At 72.1% G+C, this 18,180-nt stretch carries 15 protein-coding genes; 11 read left to right on the top strand and 4 right to left on the bottom strand.

Annotation, left to right across the window (positions count from 1 at the left end; translation table 11 throughout):
• Positions 1 to 183: 183 nt before the first annotated feature.
• The 6 genes from ABTY98_RS26860 (at position 184) to ABTY98_RS26885 (ending at position 3,686) form a co-directional block, all read left to right on the top strand.
• The gene (locus ABTY98_RS26860) at positions 184 to 618 is read left to right on the top strand and encodes an ATP-binding protein (protein ID WP_352223593.1); all 435 of its coding nucleotides are present in this window, start codon (positions 184 to 186) and stop codon (positions 616 to 618) included.
• Between the two features lie 98 nt (positions 619 to 716).
• Positions 717 to 1,064, top strand: coding sequence for a hypothetical protein (locus tag ABTY98_RS26865; RefSeq protein WP_352223544.1), 348 nt, complete (start codon positions 717 to 719; stop codon positions 1,062 to 1,064).
• Positions 1,061 to 1,318, top strand: a complete 258-nt coding sequence (locus ABTY98_RS26870) for a hypothetical protein (protein WP_352223545.1) — start codon at positions 1,061 to 1,063, stop codon at positions 1,316 to 1,318. The genes ABTY98_RS26865 and ABTY98_RS26870 overlap by 4 nt, the downstream gene beginning before the upstream one ends.
• Before the next feature lie 308 nt (positions 1,319 to 1,626).
• Positions 1,627 to 2,487 (top strand): helix-turn-helix domain-containing protein, encoded by an 861-nt coding sequence (locus ABTY98_RS26875; RefSeq protein WP_352223546.1) that lies wholly within the window; start codon positions 1,627 to 1,629, stop codon positions 2,485 to 2,487.
• A gap of 49 nt (positions 2,488 to 2,536) precedes the next feature.
• Positions 2,537 to 3,139, top strand: a complete 603-nt coding sequence (locus ABTY98_RS26880; protein WP_352223547.1) for a Uma2 family endonuclease — start codon at positions 2,537 to 2,539, stop codon at positions 3,137 to 3,139.
• Between the two features lie 19 nt (positions 3,140 to 3,158).
• Positions 3,159 to 3,686, top strand: coding sequence for a GNAT family N-acetyltransferase (locus ABTY98_RS26885; protein ID WP_352223548.1), 528 nt, complete (start codon positions 3,159 to 3,161; stop codon positions 3,684 to 3,686).
• A gap of 6 nt (positions 3,687 to 3,692) precedes the next feature.
• On the opposite strand, the gene ABTY98_RS26890 is transcribed toward ABTY98_RS26885, so the two are convergent.
• Positions 3,693 to 5,081, bottom strand: coding sequence for a M1 family metallopeptidase (locus ABTY98_RS26890; RefSeq protein WP_352223549.1), 1,389 nt, complete (start codon positions 5,079 to 5,081; stop codon positions 3,693 to 3,695).
• Between the two features lie 31 nt (positions 5,082 to 5,112).
• On the opposite strand from ABTY98_RS26890, the gene ABTY98_RS26895 reads away from it, so the two are divergent.
• Both ABTY98_RS26895 and ABTY98_RS26900 read left to right on the top strand, forming a co-directional pair.
• Positions 5,113 to 5,613 (top strand): hypothetical protein, encoded by a 501-nt coding sequence (locus tag ABTY98_RS26895; RefSeq protein WP_352223594.1) that lies wholly within the window; start codon positions 5,113 to 5,115, stop codon positions 5,611 to 5,613.
• Between the two features lie 126 nt (positions 5,614 to 5,739).
• Positions 5,740 to 10,992 (top strand): hypothetical protein, encoded by a 5,253-nt coding sequence (locus tag ABTY98_RS26900; RefSeq protein ID WP_352223550.1) that lies wholly within the window; start codon positions 5,740 to 5,742, stop codon positions 10,990 to 10,992.
• A gap of 19 nt (positions 10,993 to 11,011) precedes the next feature.
• Here the strand turns inward: ABTY98_RS26900 and ABTY98_RS26905 are convergent, their stop codons facing one another.
• Positions 11,012 to 11,698 (bottom strand): pentapeptide repeat-containing protein, encoded by a 687-nt coding sequence (locus ABTY98_RS26905; protein WP_352223551.1) that lies wholly within the window; start codon positions 11,696 to 11,698, stop codon positions 11,012 to 11,014.
• 261 nt (positions 11,699 to 11,959) lie between these two features.
• On the opposite strand from ABTY98_RS26905, the gene ABTY98_RS26910 reads away from it, so the two are divergent.
• Positions 11,960 to 13,474 carry an MFS transporter gene (locus ABTY98_RS26910; protein ID WP_352223552.1) on the top strand — a complete coding sequence of 505 codons (1,515 nt, stop codon included), beginning with the start codon at positions 11,960 to 11,962 and terminating at the stop codon, positions 13,472 to 13,474.
• A 249-nt stretch (positions 13,475 to 13,723) separates the two neighbouring features.
• Here the strand turns inward: ABTY98_RS26910 and ABTY98_RS26915 are convergent, their stop codons facing one another.
• On the bottom strand, positions 13,724 to 14,641 hold the full coding sequence (locus ABTY98_RS26915; RefSeq protein WP_502994367.1) for an aminoglycoside phosphotransferase family protein: 918 nt from the start codon (positions 14,639 to 14,641) through the stop codon (positions 13,724 to 13,726).
• Here ABTY98_RS26915 and ABTY98_RS26920 point away from each other — a divergent pair.
• Both ABTY98_RS26920 and ABTY98_RS26925 read left to right on the top strand, forming a co-directional pair.
• On the top strand, positions 14,640 to 15,296 hold the full coding sequence (locus ABTY98_RS26920; RefSeq protein WP_352223555.1) for a rhomboid-like protein: 657 nt from the start codon (positions 14,640 to 14,642) through the stop codon (positions 15,294 to 15,296). The two genes, ABTY98_RS26915 and ABTY98_RS26920, sit on opposite strands and share 2 nt — an antisense overlap.
• A gap of 9 nt (positions 15,297 to 15,305) precedes the next feature.
• Positions 15,306 to 16,712 (top strand): NAD(P)/FAD-dependent oxidoreductase, encoded by a 1,407-nt coding sequence (locus tag ABTY98_RS26925; RefSeq protein WP_352223556.1) that lies wholly within the window; start codon positions 15,306 to 15,308, stop codon positions 16,710 to 16,712.
• Positions 16,713 to 16,758: 46 nt separating this feature from the next.
• On the opposite strand, the gene ABTY98_RS26930 is transcribed toward ABTY98_RS26925, so the two are convergent.
• Entirely contained in the window at positions 16,759 to 18,123 is a 1,365-nt protein-coding gene (locus ABTY98_RS26930; RefSeq protein WP_502994369.1) for a methylaspartate mutase, read from the bottom strand.
• Positions 18,124 to 18,180 lie beyond the last annotated feature (57 nt).

Raw genomic sequence — 18,180 nt, forward strand, 5'->3', positions numbered from 1 at the left:
CCTTTGTGCCGTACGCCCGTACCCGCGACCGCCCCTACCCGTACGGCGGCGCCCGACAGCCAGGACAGCGCTGGACAAGGACCGGACAGTCACCGTACGCAAGGGCTTCGTCACTGTTCACGGTATGCATGCCCGGCCACGCTGGGTGATGTGAACGATCAAATCTCCACCCCCGTCCGCAACATGAGCCTGCGCCTGTCGCCCACTCCACGCGGCGCCCGCCTGGCCCGGCTGCTCGCCACCGAGCAACTGCGCGCCTGGGGGCTGCCCTTGGACCCGGCGGCGCTAATCGTGGCCGAACTGGCGGCGAACGCGGCGACGCACGGCCGGGTACCGGGACGCGACTTCGGCCTCACGCTGTATGTCGTCGGCGGCACCCTCCGCATCGAGGTCACGGACACCCGCGGCGACCGTCTGCCGCACACCCAACTCCTCGCTCCGGACGCCGAATCGGGCCGCGGTCTGGTCCTCGTGGAGGCGCTCGCCGACAAATGGGGCGTGGCACCGGGGCTGCCGCCGCGCAAGACGGTGTGGGCCGAGATCAGCGTGGACCGGAGCCCGGGGAACCGTGCTCCGGTCGGGCCATGCCGCTGCGGGACGGGACGGCTTTCCTCGTGACCGTCCCGCTCCCGCTGTCAGCGCCTTCCGAGCCCGTTCTGTCCGGTTGTCTGCCGCCCGGGCGGATACCCTGGCCGGGGTACCCACTGGAGGACACGATGAGCACTCAGGCCGATCACGGGCACGAGCTGATCCCCCGTCCCGAGCTGACGCCGGACGCCCTGCGTGCAGCCCTTGCCATCGTCGCGCCGGGACGTCTGGACGAGATGCAGGCCATGAAGGACGAGGCCTTCGCCAAAGCCGTCGAGTGGCAGTCGCTCAGCCCGGTGCAGAGCTGGGTCCAGATCTGGGCCAAGGAGATCGAGATCGCCCGCCGACCGGACCTGTCCGCCCGCTATGCCCAGGCGGAGAAGGACCTGGAACACGAGGATCCAGCCATCGCTCAAGAAGCCCTTCGCAAGCTGAGCGCGGTCCTCGGGGAGGCGCTGAAGGCAGTTCGCGAGTGAGCTGGAAGTGGGAGTACGCCTTCGGGGCCGAAGAGGCCGCCCGCAGCGCTCCGGCGGACTTCTTGGACGCTGTTTCGCGACGGGCCGACGAGCTGGTCAGGGCGGCAGAAGCTCTTCATGTCCATGGCCGGGCCTATGAGGGGATCGACCCGAAGGGCGGCGACATCATCGTCTCCGGCGGCTGGTTCAGGTACCAGGTCGTGGTACGCAGCGAGCGTGTCTTCGTCGTCCACATCACCTATCTCGGTTTCTGACCGGACCGTCACCATCTGTGGCCGAGATCGACGTGTCACCGTCGCCCGGAAACGCGGGCGACGGTCGCGAGGGACGTCACCGCCTAAGGGACGACGGGGATACGGGGATAAAGAACCCCACCAAGCCCCACCCCTCCCGCCCGTCGCGCAGAGTCACTCCCGCGAGTGAATATGCCCAACTCGGCTGGCTTTGGGACGGGTTGCGTGTCCTACGCTCAGCGCAACAACCGCAGAAAAAATTCGGCCCCCGCCGGGACGGGCAATCCCAGTGCGAGGGCCTGACCACCTAGGAAGACGGAACCTTCCCGATGGATACGAAAAACCCTAGCGCGCCCTCGTGCGCCGAGCCCCGTGTTGCCGCCAAGAAGCACCCGAACCGGGGGTCCGGCGGTCTCCTGCACGACAACGCCCGCCACACCTCCCACTTCGTGGTGATCGGCAACCACCTCGCCCAGCACCCCACCCTCTCCGCCCTTGCCATCGGGTTCGGCGTGCACATCCAGTCGCTCCCCAAGGGCGCCCGCGTCGACATCAAGAGCCTGGCGGCCCGCTTTCCGGAGGGCAGGGACCGTATCGCCGCCGCGTTGAACGAACTGGAGGCCGAGGGGTATCTACGGCGCGAGCGAGAACGGGTCGCCGACGGCCGGATCATCACCCGTACGACCTCCTGCAACCGGCCCGGACACCGCGACCGGCGCACCGACCACGCACCCGAAGCCGTACGGCCGGGGAAGGAACCCAAGAAGCCGCCGCGCAAGGCGCTCCCACCCGTCCCGCGCCCGGCCTGCCCCTCCCCCACGCTCCTCCGCAAGGCCCTGGACCTGCTCGCGGACCTCCGCCGCCACGACGCCCGGCTGCTGCTGTCGGCCGTCGAAGCCGACCATCTGGCGCCAGGCATCGCCGCCTGGCTGGAACGCGACGTCGCCCCCAGCGCCGTACGGCATGCCCTGACCGCCGACCTGCCGGCCGAGCCGCTCCACCGGCCCGCCGCCCTGCTGGCCCACCGGCTGACGGACCGCCTGCCGCCACCGCCGCCCTTCCGCGCACCGGCCCCACCGCCGGCCGTCCTCACCCAGATCCACAACTGCGACGGATGCGACCGCGGCTTCCGGTCCTCCGCGCCCGGCCTGTGCCGTGACTGCCGAACCGATCTCCCGGAGGACACCTAGCATGAAGGCGACGATCCTTGCCCCTGGGCACAGACGAGGAGCGAGCGCCATGACCATCGCACCGGACAACGCGCGGCAGGGCGCCTCCCACCTCTACCGCGCGATGCGGGACTTCGTGCACTCCACGGACGACACCCTTCCCGGCAAGTTCGAGATCACCAAGGAAGGGATCGTCCTCGACATGATGTCGCCCTCGAAGCCGCACGAGCTCACCGTGCTGCGTGTCCGGCAGCGGCTGGAGAAGGTGATGCCGGAGGCGCTGGTGGCTCATACGGGGGAACCCGACGTCGAGGACGAACCCGAGGGGGTCATGCGCCGCCCCGACGTCATGGTGATCAGCGAGGCGGAGATGGAGGGAGACGGTTCCTTCGACCCCCGCTCGCTCGTCGCCGCCGTGGAAATCGTCTCGCGCTCCAACCCGGACAACGACTGGGTCTCCAAGATGCGTGACTACCCCCTGATCGGCATCCCGATCTACGCGGTCTTCGACCCTCGCACCGGCACCGGCGCCGTCCTCACCGACATCCACCCCACCCCCGACGGCCCGCGCTACGCGACCCGCAAGGACTTCGTCTACGGCGAGGACGTCACCATCGCCGACTGGACCATCGCGACGGACGGCCTGCCCCGCTACCCCCCTCCGGGCCAGTAGGGCCGGATAGGTTGCCGACATGATCCTCGCCCCCCTCCCCCTCACCCCCGACCACGACATCCCGGCCCCGCTGCTCACCGAGCTGACCGCGCTGTACGCCTCCGACCGGGAGTTCCAGGCGCTCAGCGGGGACTTCCCGGATCCGGACGACATCCGGCCGGAGCAGGTGGCCGGTGCGCTGGCCGACGAGTTGGTGAATCCGGACGTGGAGGTGCTGCTGGCGCGGGCCGAGGGGCTGCTGGTCGGGGTGGTCATCACGCTGGGCCGGCACCCTGATCCGGCCGACCCGGATCCCTGGATCGGGTTGCTGCTGGTCGACGCGGGGGCGCGGGCGCGGGGGTACGGGCGGCGGATCGCGGAGGGCGTCGAGGAGCGGTTCCGGGCGGCGGGGCGGGACGCCCTACGGCTCGCCGTGCTGGAGAACAACCCGAAGGGGCTCGCCTTCTGGACGGCCCTCGGGTACGAGGTGATCGGGCATCGCCCGGATCGGCGGCTCGGGCGGCCGTGCGCGGTGCTGCGCAAGGAGCTGAGCAAGCCGGAGGGGTGACCGGGCCTACGGCCGGGCCGGCTTGCCGTCGCCGTACAGCCAGTCCTTCCAGATGGCGGAGAAGTCCTTCCCGGGCGCCTTCTTCTCCACGTACGCCGTGAACTCGGCGGTGTCCGCGTTGCCGTGCCGGTGAGCGGCGGCCCAGCCCTGGATGATGTCGTAGAACGTGTCGTCGCCGGTCTTCTGGCGGATCTTCTGCAGGACCATCGCCCCGCGGTCGTACACGGGCCGGTCCGAGATGTGCGCCGCGCTCGACGGCTCGGCGGGCGGGAACGCCCACAGGCCGGAGTCCCCGGGGCTCGCGTAGACCTTGTCGAAGGTCTGCTGGGCGCTCGGGCCGCCGTGGTCCTCGGCCCAGAGCCATTCGGCGTAGGTCGCGAAGCCCTCGTTGAGCCACATGTCCCGCCAGGTCCTCGGGGTGACGGAGTCGCCGTACCACTGGTGGGCCAGTTCGTGGACGAGGGTCTCGGTGTCCGGGGCGCCGGGGAAGACGGGACGGGTCTGGGTCTCCAGGGCGTATCCGAAGTCCGCCGGGCGGTCGACGACCGCGCCGGTGGAGGAGAAGGGACAGGGGCCGAAGTTGTACTGCTCCCACTCCATGATCTCGGGGATCTTCGCCAGCACCGCCCGGCTCGCCTTCACCTGCGTCGGGTCCACGGCGACGTACACCGGCAGGCCGTCGTGGGTGGCGGAACGGGTCACCGTGTAGTGGCCGACGGCGACCGTGGCGACGTAGCTCGCCATCGGCTCGGCGGTGTGCCAGACGAAGGTGGTACGGCCGTTCTTCGTCGTCTCGCTCTTCAACTCCCCGTTGGAGACGGCCTGGAGGCCCTTCGGGACGGTGACCGTGATGTCGTACGACGCCTTGTCGGAGGGGTGGTGGTTGCCCGGGAACCAGGCCATGGACCCCACGGGCTCGCCCAGGCCGAGCGCGCCGTCGGCGGTGCGCAGCCAGCCCTCCTTCGAGCCGTCGGGGTCGGTGATCGTCTCCGGGCGGCCCGAGTAGCGCACGGTCGTGCTGAAGGTCTCCCCCTTCGCCAGGTCGTCGTGGGGGCGGACGGTCAGCTCCTGGCCGGCCCGGTTCCAGCGGGCCTCCTCGCCCTCGACGGTGACCTTGTCGACGTGCAGTCCCCGGAGGTCGAGGTCGAAGGCGGACAGTCCCTGGGTGGCCCGGGCGGTGATCGCGGCGGTGCCGGTGAGGCGGTGGGTGCCGGGGTCGTAGCCGATGTCCAGGGCGTAGTGGCTCACGTCGTAGCCGCCGTTGCCCGCCTTCGGGAAGTACGGGTCGCGTACGCCCGCGCCGCCCGGGGTGCCGTGGACCCCGCCGTCGCACGCGGCCAGCGTGAGGCAGAGCAGGACCGACGGGATGACGAGCGCGGATCGGGGCACGCACATGATCGTAGGACGCCATGACACCATCGACGACGTGCTCGACATCGGCTACGCCCTCTCCAACCGCTTCCCGGACCCGCCCCAGACCGACTACCGGCGGGTGGACGTCCACGCGCTGCGCCACGACCTGTTCTGCGGCGACGTCTACCTCGCCGACACCAAGGCGGACCGGGAGCTGTCCACAGCCTGGGGATGGGTGCCGGTGCTCGACTTCGCGTGGGCGCTGTGCGACATCGTGGAGCGGATCGACCGCGACCCGGCAGGGTCCCGGGCCGCCCGGCCCCAGCACGCGGAACTCGACTTCACCGAGTCCACGGACCGCATGCTCTTCGAGCGCCGCTTCGGCTGGGTGGACGTCGAGGCCGACTGGATGCCCGCGGAGGAACCCCCGCTCACCTTCTCCCACGCCGAACTGCGCCGCGAATCAAGGGACTTCCTGCACGACCTGCTCGCCGACCTCACCGACATGCACGAGGGACTGGCCGACAATCCGGCGATCTGGACCCTGCAGGCCCGCTTTCCGAGAGTCTCCTGACCGCGCGGGCCGCCGAACGACGCCCGGATGTACGGACGTTGACCGCCTGACGAGGCAGGAGTGACAAGTGGGGCGGGAGTCGGCGGAAGGCGTTCCCGCTGTTCCGGCCGCCCGTACGTTGACTCCGTGCGGACGCAGCGACAGGCAGGCGACAGCGGAAAAGACGCCTCTCCCGAGGCCTCCCGGACACAGGTCATCGCCGGGCCCGTCGGCTCCGGAAGGCCGGTGGGACCGGCGGGGCCGGTCGGCTCCGGAAAGTCCGTCGAGTCCACCGGCTCCGGAAAGTCCGCCGGGCCCTTCGGCTCCAGGAGGTCCGCGGGGCCCACGGAACACGCCCTGCTCGCCCTCCAGGGGAGCGCGGGGAACGCTGCCACCACGCGGGCGCTGCGGGAGGGTAAGGGGAAGGGTGTCCTCCGGCCGCCGGCGGCACGGAACCGGCCCGCGCCGCCGCCCCGTATCGAGGAGGAACGCACCGATCCGGGGCTCGTGCTGCCGTCGTACCTGATGGAGTTCCAGGCGGCCGGGCTGTCCACGGCGTACGGGCTGACCGGGCACGAGTTCGTGGGCAACGCCGTGGCCGCCGTGGTCGGCCACGGCGACGGCCAGGTCGCCGCGCTCGCCGCCGACCTGGCCGGGCGCCCCGAGTCGTTCTACGGGCAGGGCCGCGCCTTCGCGGTCCAGGGCAGGAACGGCAAGGAGTGGTTCGACGTCACCGTGACTGTCTCCCGCGCCCCCGACGACCGGCCGCCGGTCTTCCATCCCAAGGACCTGCTCGCGAACACCGTGCCGGACCCGGACGGAGCGCCGCTCGCCGCGGTGGACGAGACCGAGGGCAAGGACACCAAGGTCGACGTCCAGCACAACACCGCCGCGACCGTCGCGACCACCGCGAGCGGCGGGTCCAGCAAGGGCCTGGGCGGGATGGCCTTCGGGCTCGCGCCCGTCGTACCGGGGCTGTGGCTGGGCGGTGCCGGGCTGGCGAACGCGCAGCCCTGGCAGTCGTCGCGGGAGTCCCGCAGCCAGCGCAACGTGGCCGAACCGCGGGTGCTGCGCAGCGAGAAGGGCTCCGTCGAGGCGCCGCGCAAGGTGCGGTACGGCGTACGGATCAAGAAGCATGGCGCCGCGAACGAGCAGACCTTCCGCGGCTCGGGCACCCTCACCCAGCGCGTGCCCACCGAACACCTCGTCCCGGCGGGCACGCAGGCACCCGGCGCTCCGCAGCCCCTCCGGGCGGACACCGCCCGGCGCGTCTCGCTCGCCGACTCGATGGCCCCGGTCGCCGTGACGGACAGCGCGGCCCCGCACCACGGCGGCGGCGGGCTCTTCGACGCGGTCGCCGGCGTCCTGCACCCCTCGCTCACCGCACCCGGCGCACCCGGCCGCGCCCGGCTCTACGAGGCGACCTCCACGGCGACCGTCCTGGAGGACATGCCCCGGCTGCTGCGCGACGGAGTCGTCGGCGAGGACCTGGCGTCCAAGGACGGCAGCAGTGTGGGCAGCTACCGCATGCACGCCGAGATCACCGGTATGTCGCCCGCCTGGGGTACCGGCGGGACCCAGCTGCGCACCCATCAGCAGACCCAGCACACGGTCACCGAGAGCGCGGGCAAGGGGCGCGCCGTCACGGGCGGCCTGGGTCCGGCCATCGGCGTCGGAGCGGCCGGGAACGCCGCCGTGGTCCGGGCCACGGCCATGCCGGTAGCGGCGGCCCGCAAGGCGCGGTTCACCGTGGCCGAGCAGACCGTGTCGAGCCGCCAGGGCGCGGAGGTGCGCGGCGACAAGGTGCTCTACCAGGGGACCGTTCAGTTCACCGTGGAGGGCACCGGCCCGCGTTCGGCCGGGATGGTCCTGCGTCCCGGGACCCGGGTCGCCCGGCACTCGATGCGGGTCTGGATGAGCCTGCGCGCCGACGAGGCACGGTCGCTCGGGCTGCCGCTGCCGCCCGGCACCGAGGCCAAGGAGTTCATCGAGAAGCCCAAGCGGACCGACGAGAACGGCAACGAGGTCGACGTCGAGCGGCACCTCCCCTTCGGCGCCATGGGCTCCAGTGTCACCCTCAGCCAGCTGGACACCGGCCCCATGGTCCGCGCCGTACAGGAGCTGTTCGCGACCGATCCCCGGCTGGCCGGCTATCTGCCCGCCTTCGGCACCGACGCGCGCGCCACGCCCCCGTCCAAGGAGGAGGCCGCCGACCAGCGGCGCAACCACCGCGAGCTGATGGCCGCCCTGTCCGAGACCAACCTGCGCGTCAACAAGGACCAACTGACCTCGACCGGCGTCCGGGTGCGGCTGCGCCGCAAGACCACGCTGCACGCGCACGACGTGCAGATCCGCGTCACAGGGCAGCTCCGCGAGACCGGCTACCTCGGCGACACCGACGACTGGCTGGTGCGCAGCCACTCCGGTGTCACCGGCAACACGCAGAGCGGACGCAGCAGTTCACGCTCGATCGGCGGTCTCGTGCTCGGGCAGGCCAGGATCGTGCCCGGCATCCTGACCGGCTCGGCCCGCTACGAGAAGCACCGCTCCGGCACCCGCCGCAACCAGGCCGGCCCCACCACCCGCACGGACGTCCTCACCAACGGCTCCGAGAAGGCCAGCACCTTCGGGGCGGCCCTGCGCCTCGACGTCGACGTCACCATGACCTCCCGGCAGCGCAAGCTCGGCCGCGCCCTCACCCTCGGCTCCCCGGGCCAGGACGCGCCCGAGCCGACGCGGCTGGCCGGACTGCATCTGGACGAGCAGGACGTACGGCTGGTCACCCCGACGGAGTTCACCCTCGACGAGGAGGGCAGGCGGCGGCAGGACGCGGTGGGCGACCGGCGGCGGGCGCAGGCCCCGCGGCCCGAGCACGCCGTCACCGCCGAGGGCATCGGTGACCTGGCCACGCTCGTGCCCCGGCCGTCCGTCGGACAGCCGCTGCGGGACTGGCAGCTGGTGGAGACGCTCGGCGACGGACAGGCCGTCCGGGACCTCGCCTTCCAGTTGCTGTCCCGGGCCGCCGCCCGCAACAAGGGCGTACGCGAGGATCCGGCGCTGCAGACGGAGGGGCTCGCGCCGCGGCTGGCGATCGAGGAACGGTTCGGCCCGCAGGCCATCACGGCGTCGCTGCGGCAGGCCGCGTCCTCCGGGTGGGTGGTGAAGAACCTGCGCTATCCGCGGCGGCTCGCCGCGCTGAACGGGGCCGTGGGCACCCGGCTCACACTGACCAACCCGAAGTTCGTGCACCAGGGCGCGGGTCCCGGCACGGAGACCTTCGTGCTGGGCGGGCACCAGGCCGCCGGTCAGGAGGGGAAGGGCACCACCAGCACGTGGCAGTTCGGCGCCACCGGCTCGGAGAACGGCGCCGAGTGGCGCCTGGGCCAGGGCCTGTCCGGGAACCGCACCAGCAGCGAGGGCGACGCCCGGTCCGCGGCCCTGTCCGGCACGGTCGAGCGCAACGCCCACACCCCGAAGAAGGCGCCGCTCTACCTGGTCCAGTGCGACCTGCTCGTCACCATGGTCGCCGAGGTCAAGGTCACCGGCGGCGGCCCCTACGTGGCGACGGACGCCCGCACCCTGCCGGCCGAGGCGGCGGTGTGGCTGACGGAGGCACAGCTGCCGGCGTCGATCCGCAGACAGCTGAAGCTCGACCCCGAACCGGCGCCGGCGGCGACGACGTCGTCCCGGCCGGGGCAGCGGCCGGCCGAGAGTTCCCGGGCGGGCGCCGAGCGCGAGGCCCGGGAGGGAACCCGCGCCACGGGTACGACGGACACGGCCGGGTCCACCACGTCCGCGCCGACGCGCACCGGCCCGTCCCCGTCCTTCGGCCGCTCGCTGCCCCTCGGCTTCGGCATGATCGAGAACCTGCCGAACTTCGTGCCGCTGCTGGCCCGGCTGCGTACCCGCCTCGCGGAAAGCGGGCAGCAGAGCCTGGCCGACGACCTGCTGCCCCGGCGGCAGCTGGCGGACCGCAACGACAACGTGCAACGGCTGCTGCGTGTCCTGGACCGCGACGGCAGCGCCGGGCTGCTCTCCGGCGCCATGGACGGCGGGGTCACCGTCGAGCTGTTCGACGGCCGCAAGACCCCCTACTGGGCGGTGTTCAAGGTCAACCGCCTGGGCGAGGGCACCTACGACGGTGCTGCGGACGACGGCCGGGACCTGGAGTACATCACCGCGGCCGTCGCCCAGCAGGCCACCTCACACGACGAGGGCGTGACGACCGGCGTGGAGGGGATCTTCGCCGGCTCCGGCAAACCGGACGGCGGGGCCGGTCAGCTGAAGAGCATGGGCGGTGCGGCGGGGCTCGGCGTCGGCTCGGGCGGCTCGCGGCGCTCCGGCGCGGTCGGCCGCGGGCAGCTCGGCATGAAGACGGTCGCGGAGGCGAAGACCGCGAAGTCGTCGAAGATGCGGGTGCCGATCGAGGCGACCCTCGAACTGCACCGGGGCGACCGCCGGCTGGCGCTGGTCTCCCTGGGCCGCCAGGCGCTGACCCACCGCGTCCTGGAGAAGGACCTCACCGCCCTCGGCCGGCTGACCGCGCCCCGCCACCAGCCGGTGGCACCCGCTCCCGGCCCGCGGGACGACCGCCCGGCCGCGCTCGGCAGCTGGCGCTCCGGGGGTGTGCGGCTGCCGATGGAGGCGCAGGTGAACGGCTTCCAAGGAGCCCCGCAGGTACGGGAGCTGGTCAGCTCCGCGGTGCGGGAGGCGAGCGGCGGCGACCGCTTCCGGACCAAGGGCCAGGCCGCCGCGTACACCCTGCACGAGGCCGTCTCCACCGAGTGGCTGATCGCGTCGCTGCCGCTGCTGACCTCCGCCGGGGCGGAGCTGCCGCCGGTGCACGCCACGGGAGCGGCGGGCCAGGACCTGCGGGCTTCCCTGCACGCGCGGCTGCGGGACGGGCGGGTGCTGGGCGTCGGCGACAAGATGACCTTCGAGACGGTGGGGCAGAGCCACCTGGACGCGCCCCGGCCCACCCAGGCGGACGGCCAGAGCTCCACCGAACACGGCAGGTCGGCACGTGGCCTGGCGGGCGCGGGGCTGCTCAACGCCGACGAATTCCGCCTCAACCAGCTGACCGGCAACGCCGGTGGCTCCGGCGGCGCGGCCGACGCGGCGGTGAACGCGTCGGGGTCGATGCCGCTGCACAAGCCCAAGTCCGCTTCGGTCCTGGTGCAGTTCACCCTGGATGTGCGGGTGGTGGCGACGGTGAGCGACCGTGTGCGCCCCGGCCGTGCCGGCACCGCCGTGCGGGAGCTGACCCTGCCCCGGCCGGTGGTGATCCGCATGCCGGAACCGGTGGTCCGCCGCATGCTCGCCGCCCAGCAGGATCGACTCCGGGATCCGGACGATCACCTGGGCCTGAGAAGGGCGGCCGCGGCCGCACCTCAGGACTGATCGCCGCGGCCGGCCGGGCTCATCCCTCCACGCGGATCCCCAGCTGCCCCGCCAGCACCGGTGCCAGATCCAGCAGCTGGGACATGCTGATCACCGCCCCGGCCAGTCGCTCCACCCCGCTGGTGATCTCCAGGGACGCCGCGCCCCGCAGATCGACGTCCTTCATCGTCACCCCCCTGAAGTCGGCCCCCTTCAGGGTGCAGTCGATGAATTCCACCCGCTCCAGGACGGCGTCGCCGAAGTCCGGCTCCACCAGGACGCAGCCCTCGAAGACCACGTCTCTGAGCTTGGCCGTGCGCAGATTCAGGTAGTCGATCTTGCCGCCGCGGATCACCACGCGCTCCAGGACGGAGCCGTGCAGCTGGGTGCCGCCCAGGCGGGCGTCGACCAGCTCGACATCGCGCAGGGTCGCGTCGGAGAGGTTGGTGCCGACACCTCTTGGCCCGTTGAGGACCGTGTCCAGCAGGCGGGCGTGGCGCAGCCCCGTCTCGTCGAAGGCGCAGCCCGTCAGCGCGCAGTCCATGAAACGGGCGCCCGCCGCATCCTGTCCGACGAAGTCCGCCTCCCGGAACTCCAGCCCGTCGTAGTCCCCGTCCGGCTCCAGCTCCCCGCCACCCCAGGGCTCGAGCGCGGGCAACCGCACCTCCGGCCGCCGCGCGCCCTTCACCTTGCCACCACCGGACCCGCCGGCCCCTGTCCTCACCATGCCCCCATCTTGCAGGCCACCACTGACAACCACCCCGACCTGCGAAAACGGCCGGACACGACCCGCGAGAGGCGGCGATGTCACATTCCGGCCGCCTGAATCCGTCGTATCAGCGAGCCGCCGTGAAGCAGCAAGGAAAGCGGCGGCCGCGCACCGTGCCCTGGAGAGCAGGGCGACTGTCGGAAAGGTGGTCCTGGAACCGTGAGCAGGAACAGCACACCCCGGGATGCGACCCATCCTGATTCATGGTCTTCTGACCGAATGAGCAGCGCCCGAACGGGTGAAACGCCCGGCATGAACACCGGAAAGGACGCAGCCGACCCCCACCGCTGGTGGGGCCTGGTGGTCATCGCGCTCGCCCAGCTGATGGTCGTCCTGGACGCGACGATCGTGAACATCGCCCTCCCCTCCGCACAGCACGACCTGGGCATGTCCGACGGCAACCGGCAATGGGTGATCACCGCCTACACGCTCGCCTTCGGCGGACTGCTCCTGCTGGGCGGGCGGATCGCCGACCTGGTCGGTCGCAAGCGCACCTTCGTCATCGGGCTCGTCGGCTTCGCCGTCGCCTCCGCGTTCGGCGGTGCCGCGCAGACCCCGGGGATGCTCTTCGGCGCCCGTGCCCTCCAGGGCGTCTTCGCCGCCGTCCTCGCGCCCTCCGCGCTGAGCCTGCTGACGACGGCCTTCACCGACCCCCGGGAGCGCGGCAAGGCCTTCGGCATCTACGGCGCCCTCGCGGGCAGCGGCTCGGCCATCGGGTTCGTCGTCGGCGGACTGCTCACCGAGTACCTGAACTGGCGCTGGTGCCTGTACGTCAACGTGCCCATCGCGATCCTCGCCGTCTTCGGCGCCTCCGCGCTGCTGCACGACCGGCCGGGTCACAGCGGGGCTCGACTCGACGTGCCCGGTGCGCTGCTGGGCTGCGGCGGACTGGTCGCGATCGTCTACGGCTTCAGCGAGGCCCAGCCACGCGGCTGGAGTGACCCGCTCGTGCTCGGTCTGTTCGCCGCCGGGCCCGTACTGCTCGCCGCGTTCGTCCGCTGGCAGAACCGCGCCTCCAGCCCGCTGCTGCCCCTGCACATCGTCAGTGACCGCAACCGCGCGGGCTGCTTCCTGACGATGGCTCTCGCGACCATCGCCATGTTCGGGCTGTTCCTCTTCCTGACCTACTACCTCCAGGTCATCCTCGGCTACTCCCCGGTCCGGGCGGGCCTCGGCTTCCTCCCCCTGACCCTGGCGATCATCACCGGCTCCACCCAGATATCCGCGCGCCTGCTGTACCGGGTGGCCCCGCGCATGCTCATGGTCCCCGGGACGCTGCTGGCCGCGTGCGGTCTGCTGCTGCTGACCCGGATGACGGTCAGCTCCTCCTACACCACCGAGATCCTGCCCGCCCTGCTGCTGATGGGCCTCGGTATGGGCCTGACCTTCATGCCGGTGTTCGCCGTCGCCACCGCGGGCGTGGCCCCGCAGGACTCCGGGGTCACCTCGGCCACCGTCAACACCTCACAGCAGGTCGGGGGGTCCATCGGTACGGCGCTGCTCAACACGATCGCCACCAGCAGCAGCGTCACCTATCTCGCCGCCCACCTCCACAGCCCCGCGCAGCGGGCCGCCGTCGTCCCGGAGTCCGTCGTGCACGGCTATACGACCGCCATCTGGTGGGCGGTCGGGGTGATGCTGCTGGCCGGCCTGGTCGCGGGCCTGCTGGTGACAGCGAAGCCACCGAAACAGGACACCCCGGCGGAGACCCCGGTGGCGGAACCGGTCGGCTGACGACGAGGTCCCCGGAGCAGGACGGGCGCCGCCGAGGCGTCGCCGCCACGTCCCCGTGGCGGGGCCGGTCAGCTGACGGTGAAGCCGGTGTGGCACGACTTCGCCGCCGAGAACCCAGGGGGCGGAGCCGGTCGCGGACGAAGCCGCCGAAACACGGCGTCGCCGCCGCGCCCCCGTGACGGGCGGGTCAGCTGACGGTGAAGCCGGTGTGGCACGACTTCGCCGCCGAGGACCCCATGGCGGAGCCGGTCAGCTGAGCAGTCTGCGGGCGATTTCCAGCTGGGCCGCGCCGGGGCGCCTGGCGTCCTCGATGGTCCAGACGGCGTTCTGCAGGACCCTGCCCAGTGTCCAGGCGCGGGACCTGGCCCGGTCCAGGCCGAGGATGTCCGTCAGGGCGTCGAAGCGCGGGCGCACCTCCTCGGCGTCGAAGCGGTTCCACAGCGCCGGGAAGAGCTCGAAGCCGGGGTCGCCCACGAGCGGTTTGGGGTCGATGGCCAGCCATGGTGCCCGGTCGGAGGCGAGGACGTTCTCGAAGTGGAGGTCCCAGTGGAGAAGGCGGTCACCGGGTTCGCTCGCGACCTCGCGCAGGGCCGCCGCGCAGTCCGTGAGCAGACGGCGTTCGGCGGGGTCGGGGTGGCGGGGCAGTGCCACCGCGGCCCGTTCCAGCAGCCCCTTCGCGATGTCCCCGAGGTGCCGCAGCCCGGCCGGTGCCTCGGCGGCCGTCAGCCGGGCCAGCAGACGGGCGACGACCAGGATCGCCTCCCGGGAGTCCGGCAGGTCGGCGAGGCTCCGCCCCGCGTCGAGCCGTTCGAGCAGCAGGGTGCCGGTCTCGTCGTCGGAGTCGAGGAGCCGGACCGCGCCGTCCCCGTCCCAGGCCCGCAGCGCGACCGGCTCGCCGACGGTCTCCTCGTCGACGTCCTGGAGTTTCAGCACGGCCCGGGCGCCGTCGCCCGTTCGCAGCACGGGCACGACCAGTGCGCAGCGGCCGTACATCGACGGGCCGTCCGGCCGTAGACCCCAGCCGTCCAGGAACCGTTCGGCCCGGCCGGGGAGCGCGGCGACGAAGGCGCGGCCCTCCTCTCCGCCGTACCGCTCGTGCTGGGCGATCAGGCCCGCCGGAATGTCAATCACCCGCACGACGTTACGACCGTGCGTGAATCGCCTCATGCGAATTTTCCGGGGCCTCGGCGACAAGGCGTGGGCGTATGTCCGCAGCGCCCCCGGCACATACGTCTGGCTGGCGGTTCTCTTCGTGACGACCGTCGCGCTGCACCACATGTCACCGGAGTTCGAACAGCAGTTCCTGCGGCAGCGGTCCACCAACATCCATGAGCTGTCCGACAATCCGCTGCGCGTGCTGGTCGCCAGTGCGATGTGGATCGAGCGCGGGCACTGGGTGCCGTACGCCTTCCTCTACACCGTCTTCCACGCCCCGGCGGAACGGTGGCTCGGTACGGTCCGCTGGCTGGTGGTGTGCGTGGCCGCGCATGTGCTGGCCACCCTGATCAGCGAGGGTGCGCTGCTGAAGGGCATCCATGACGGCATCGCCCCGCAGTCCGCGGTCAACACCATGGACATCGGGGTGAGTTACGCGCTGGCCGGAGTGATGGCGGTGCTCGCGTACCGGATCGCGACGCCCTGGCGGTATTCGTACATCGCGGTCATCCTGCTCGTCTACGGGCTGCCGCTGACCGAGTCGCCCACCTTCACCGACCTCGGACATTTCGTCGCCTCGCTGATCGGTCTCGCCTGCTATCCGCTGGTCAGAGGCCGCCGAAAAGCATGGAATCCGAAGGAGACACTGGCCGCCCTCAAGGGTTAACGTCCCGGCATGAGCAGCTCGGCAAGCAGTGTCGTCAACGGCGGCATCTCCTTCTGGTACGCGAACGACGGCCTCCCGGCGGTACGGGAGCCGCTCGACGGGGACGCCACCGCGGATGTGGTGATCGTGGGCGGCGGGTACACGGGACTGTGGACCGCGTACTACCTGAAGAAGGCCGCACCCTTCCTCCGTATCACCGTCCTGGAGCAGAAGTTCTGTGGCTACGGCGCCTCGGGGCGCAATGGCGGCTGGCTCTACAACGGCATCGCCGGCCGCGACCGGTACGCCGCGCTGCACGGCCACGAGGCCGCCGTACGGCTGCAGAAGGCCATGAACGAGACCGTCGACGAGGTCGTGAGGGTCGCCGCGGCCGAGGGGATCGACGCCGACCTGCACAAGGGTGGGGTGCTCGAAGTAGCCACCACACCAGCCCAGTTGGCCCGCCTGAAGGCCTTCCACGAGCACGAGCTGTCGTACGGCGAGAAGGACCGCGTGCTGTACGGCGCCGGGGAGACCCGGGAGCGGATCCGTGTCGCCGACGCGGTGGGCTCGACCTGGACCCCGCACGGGGCCCGGCTGCACCCGGTGAAGCTGGTGAAGGGGCTGGTGGCGGCCGTGGAGGCGCTGGGGGTGCGGATCCACGAATCGACGCCCGTGACCGAGATCCGGCCCAAGCACGCCGTCACGCCGTACGGCACGGTCCGCGCCCCGTACGTCCTGCGCTGCACCGAGGGCTTCACCGCGAACCTCAAGGGGCAACGGCGCACCTGGCTGCCGATGAACTCCTCGATGATCGCCACCGAGCCGCTGACCGACGAGCAGTGGGAGTCGGTGGGGTGGCGGGGGCTGGAGACCCTCGGTGACATGGCGCACGCCTATATGTACGCCCAGCGCACGGCCGACGGGCGGATCGCGCTCGGCGGACGCGGGGTGCCGTACCGGTTCGGGTCGCGGACGGACAACGACGGTCGGACGCAGGCGGCGACGGTCGAGGCGTTGCGGGAGATCCTCGTGCGGTTCTTCCCGGCGCTCGCGGGGGTGGGGATCGAACACGCCTGGTCCGGGGTGCTCGGGGTGCCGCGGGACTGGTGCGCGACGGTCACCCTGGACCGTTCGACGGGGCTCGGCTGGGCGGGCGGGTACGTCGGCTCCGGCGTCGCCACCACCAACCTCGCGGGACGGACTCTGCGGGACCTCGTCCAGCTGGACTCCGGGCAGGCCGACCGCACCGATCTGACCGCGCTGCCGTGGGTGGACCACAAGGTCCGCAAGTGGGAGCCGGAGCCCTTCCGCTGGCTCGGCGTCCAGGGCATGTACGCCACCTACCGCGCCGCCGACCAGCGCGAACGGCTCCACCCGAGCAGCGAGTCGTCCCGGCTGGCCCGGATCGCGGACCGGGTGGCGGGACGGCACTGACGCGCCTGACAGGACGGCACCGAGCAGGCGCCCCCGACCAGAGCGGTCAGCCGGACGGCAGACCATGCCGGGGGGCTACGGCCGCGTCGGCCCTGGTGCGGACATGGGTCAGGTCGGCCAGCAGACCGGCAGAGGTCACGGTGCGGTGGCGGCGCGGCTTCACCAGGTGGCCGATCGGGAGGGCTCCGGTGTCCTCCCAGCGCAGCCAGCCGTCGGCGTCGATGTAGCTCCGGGTGCTGCCGGCGTTGTCCGGGTGCAGGCAGTAGGGAATGTCGAGGTAGCCGTTCCGGAAGGCGAGCAGCAGCGCCCGGGAGAGGTCCGGGTGCAGGTCGAGCACCGCTTCGACGAGTGCGGCGGCCTCCTGGTAGGTGCCGGTCGCGATCACCGAGTCCGCCGACGGGAGGACGGGCGGGGGCGCGGCCTCGGCCACGGCGCCCGCGTGCTCCAGGGCCTCGACGTTCTCCTGGACGGTGGGGATGCGCAGGGACTCCGCGGTCGTCTTGACGATGAGGCGTTCCGCTCCCGTGCCGACCGCCAGTTCAGCGGCCTGGGCGAGCAACTCCCGGGCCCCTTGCGGGGTTTGCGGGTAGACACCCATGTAGGCGTAGACGACGACGTGCCAGTCCTCGGTGGGCAGCAGGTCGGCGCAGAGCCGACGCAGGGCGGCGACGGCCTCGCGGTCCTGCGCGGCGGACGTCTGCTGCGCATAGCTGACGGACACGCTGCGCACTCCGTGCCGGACGAAGAACAGCGCCTCCAGCACGCTGATCGCCACGAGTTGGCTCGGCGGGCACAACTGGCCGAGCATGCAGCCGCCGAACGTCTCCAGGTGCGGCTCCAGTCCGGACTCCCGCAGCCCCGCGTACAGTTCGCAGGCGGCCGCCCACTCGGCCATCGATTCGGCGAGCGGTGTTCTGCCGTACGGCAGACAGTAGGAGATGGGGCCTCCCTCGCTGGCGTCCAGGCCCAGCTCCGCCAGGGTGCGGAAGATCCTGAGCGGGCGTGCGGAGCCGTGCCTGACCTGTACCGGGAAGTCCTCGTCCCGGATACCGGCGAGGACCTGCCCGGTGACCGCGGCGGGGTGGCTGACGATCGGGTAGCCGTTGAGCGGGACGCCGTCGCGCAGGGCACTCGCAGCCGCCTCCCACCGGCCGACGCGGGTGTGGGAGTCGAGCGTCACGGTACCCACGGTCCGCGCCCGCGCAGCCCGCGTCGCCGCGAGCCCGTCCCGCATGGCCCGCGGATCACCGAACCCCATCCGCGGCTGCACCACCAGCCGACCATGCCCCCCGTAGGCCCGCACAAACCCACCGAACCCGGCCCCACCGAGACGCCCGGCACTCACCGCGGACGGGGCCGCGGGGAGCACCACGGGTGAGCCGGCGGACACCGTGGCCGGGACGGCGGACATCCTGGCCGGAACGGCAGGCACCGCAGCCGGAACGGCAGGCACCGCCGCCGGTGAGTC

The organism is Streptomyces sp. NPDC096040, from assembly GCF_040303265.1.
Taxonomy (GTDB): Bacteria; Actinomycetota; Actinomycetes; order Streptomycetales; family Streptomycetaceae; genus Streptomyces.

Coding starts and splice junctions, on each gene's coding strand:
- ABTY98_RS26860 (WP_352223593.1), top strand. CDS start 184: ATGAGCCTGCGCCTGTCGCCCACTCCACGCGGCGCCCGCCTGGCCCGG.
- ABTY98_RS26865 (WP_352223544.1), top strand. CDS start 717: ATGAGCACTCAGGCCGATCACGGGCACGAGCTGATCCCCCGTCCCGAG.
- ABTY98_RS26875 (WP_352223546.1), top strand. CDS start 1,627: ATGGATACGAAAAACCCTAGCGCGCCCTCGTGCGCCGAGCCCCGTGTT.
- ABTY98_RS26880 (WP_352223547.1), top strand. CDS start 2,537: ATGACCATCGCACCGGACAACGCGCGGCAGGGCGCCTCCCACCTCTAC.
- ABTY98_RS26885 (WP_352223548.1), top strand. CDS start 3,159: ATGATCCTCGCCCCCCTCCCCCTCACCCCCGACCACGACATCCCGGCC.
- ABTY98_RS26890 (WP_352223549.1), bottom strand. CDS start 5,081: ATGTGCGTGCCCCGATCCGCGCTCGTCATCCCGTCGGTCCTGCTCTGC.
- ABTY98_RS26905 (WP_352223551.1), bottom strand. CDS start 11,698: ATGGTGAGGACAGGGGCCGGCGGGTCCGGTGGTGGCAAGGTGAAGGGC.
- ABTY98_RS26910 (WP_352223552.1), top strand. CDS start 11,960: ATGAGCAGCGCCCGAACGGGTGAAACGCCCGGCATGAACACCGGAAAG.
- ABTY98_RS26920 (WP_352223555.1), top strand. CDS start 14,640: ATGCGAATTTTCCGGGGCCTCGGCGACAAGGCGTGGGCGTATGTCCGC.
- ABTY98_RS26915 (WP_502994367.1), bottom strand. CDS start 14,641: ATGAGGCGATTCACGCACGGTCGTAACGTCGTGCGGGTGATTGACATT.
- ABTY98_RS26925 (WP_352223556.1), top strand. CDS start 15,306: ATGAGCAGCTCGGCAAGCAGTGTCGTCAACGGCGGCATCTCCTTCTGG.
- ABTY98_RS26930 (WP_502994369.1), bottom strand. CDS start 18,123: ATGTCCGCCGTCCCGGCCACGGTGTCCGCCGGCTCACCCGTGGTGCTC.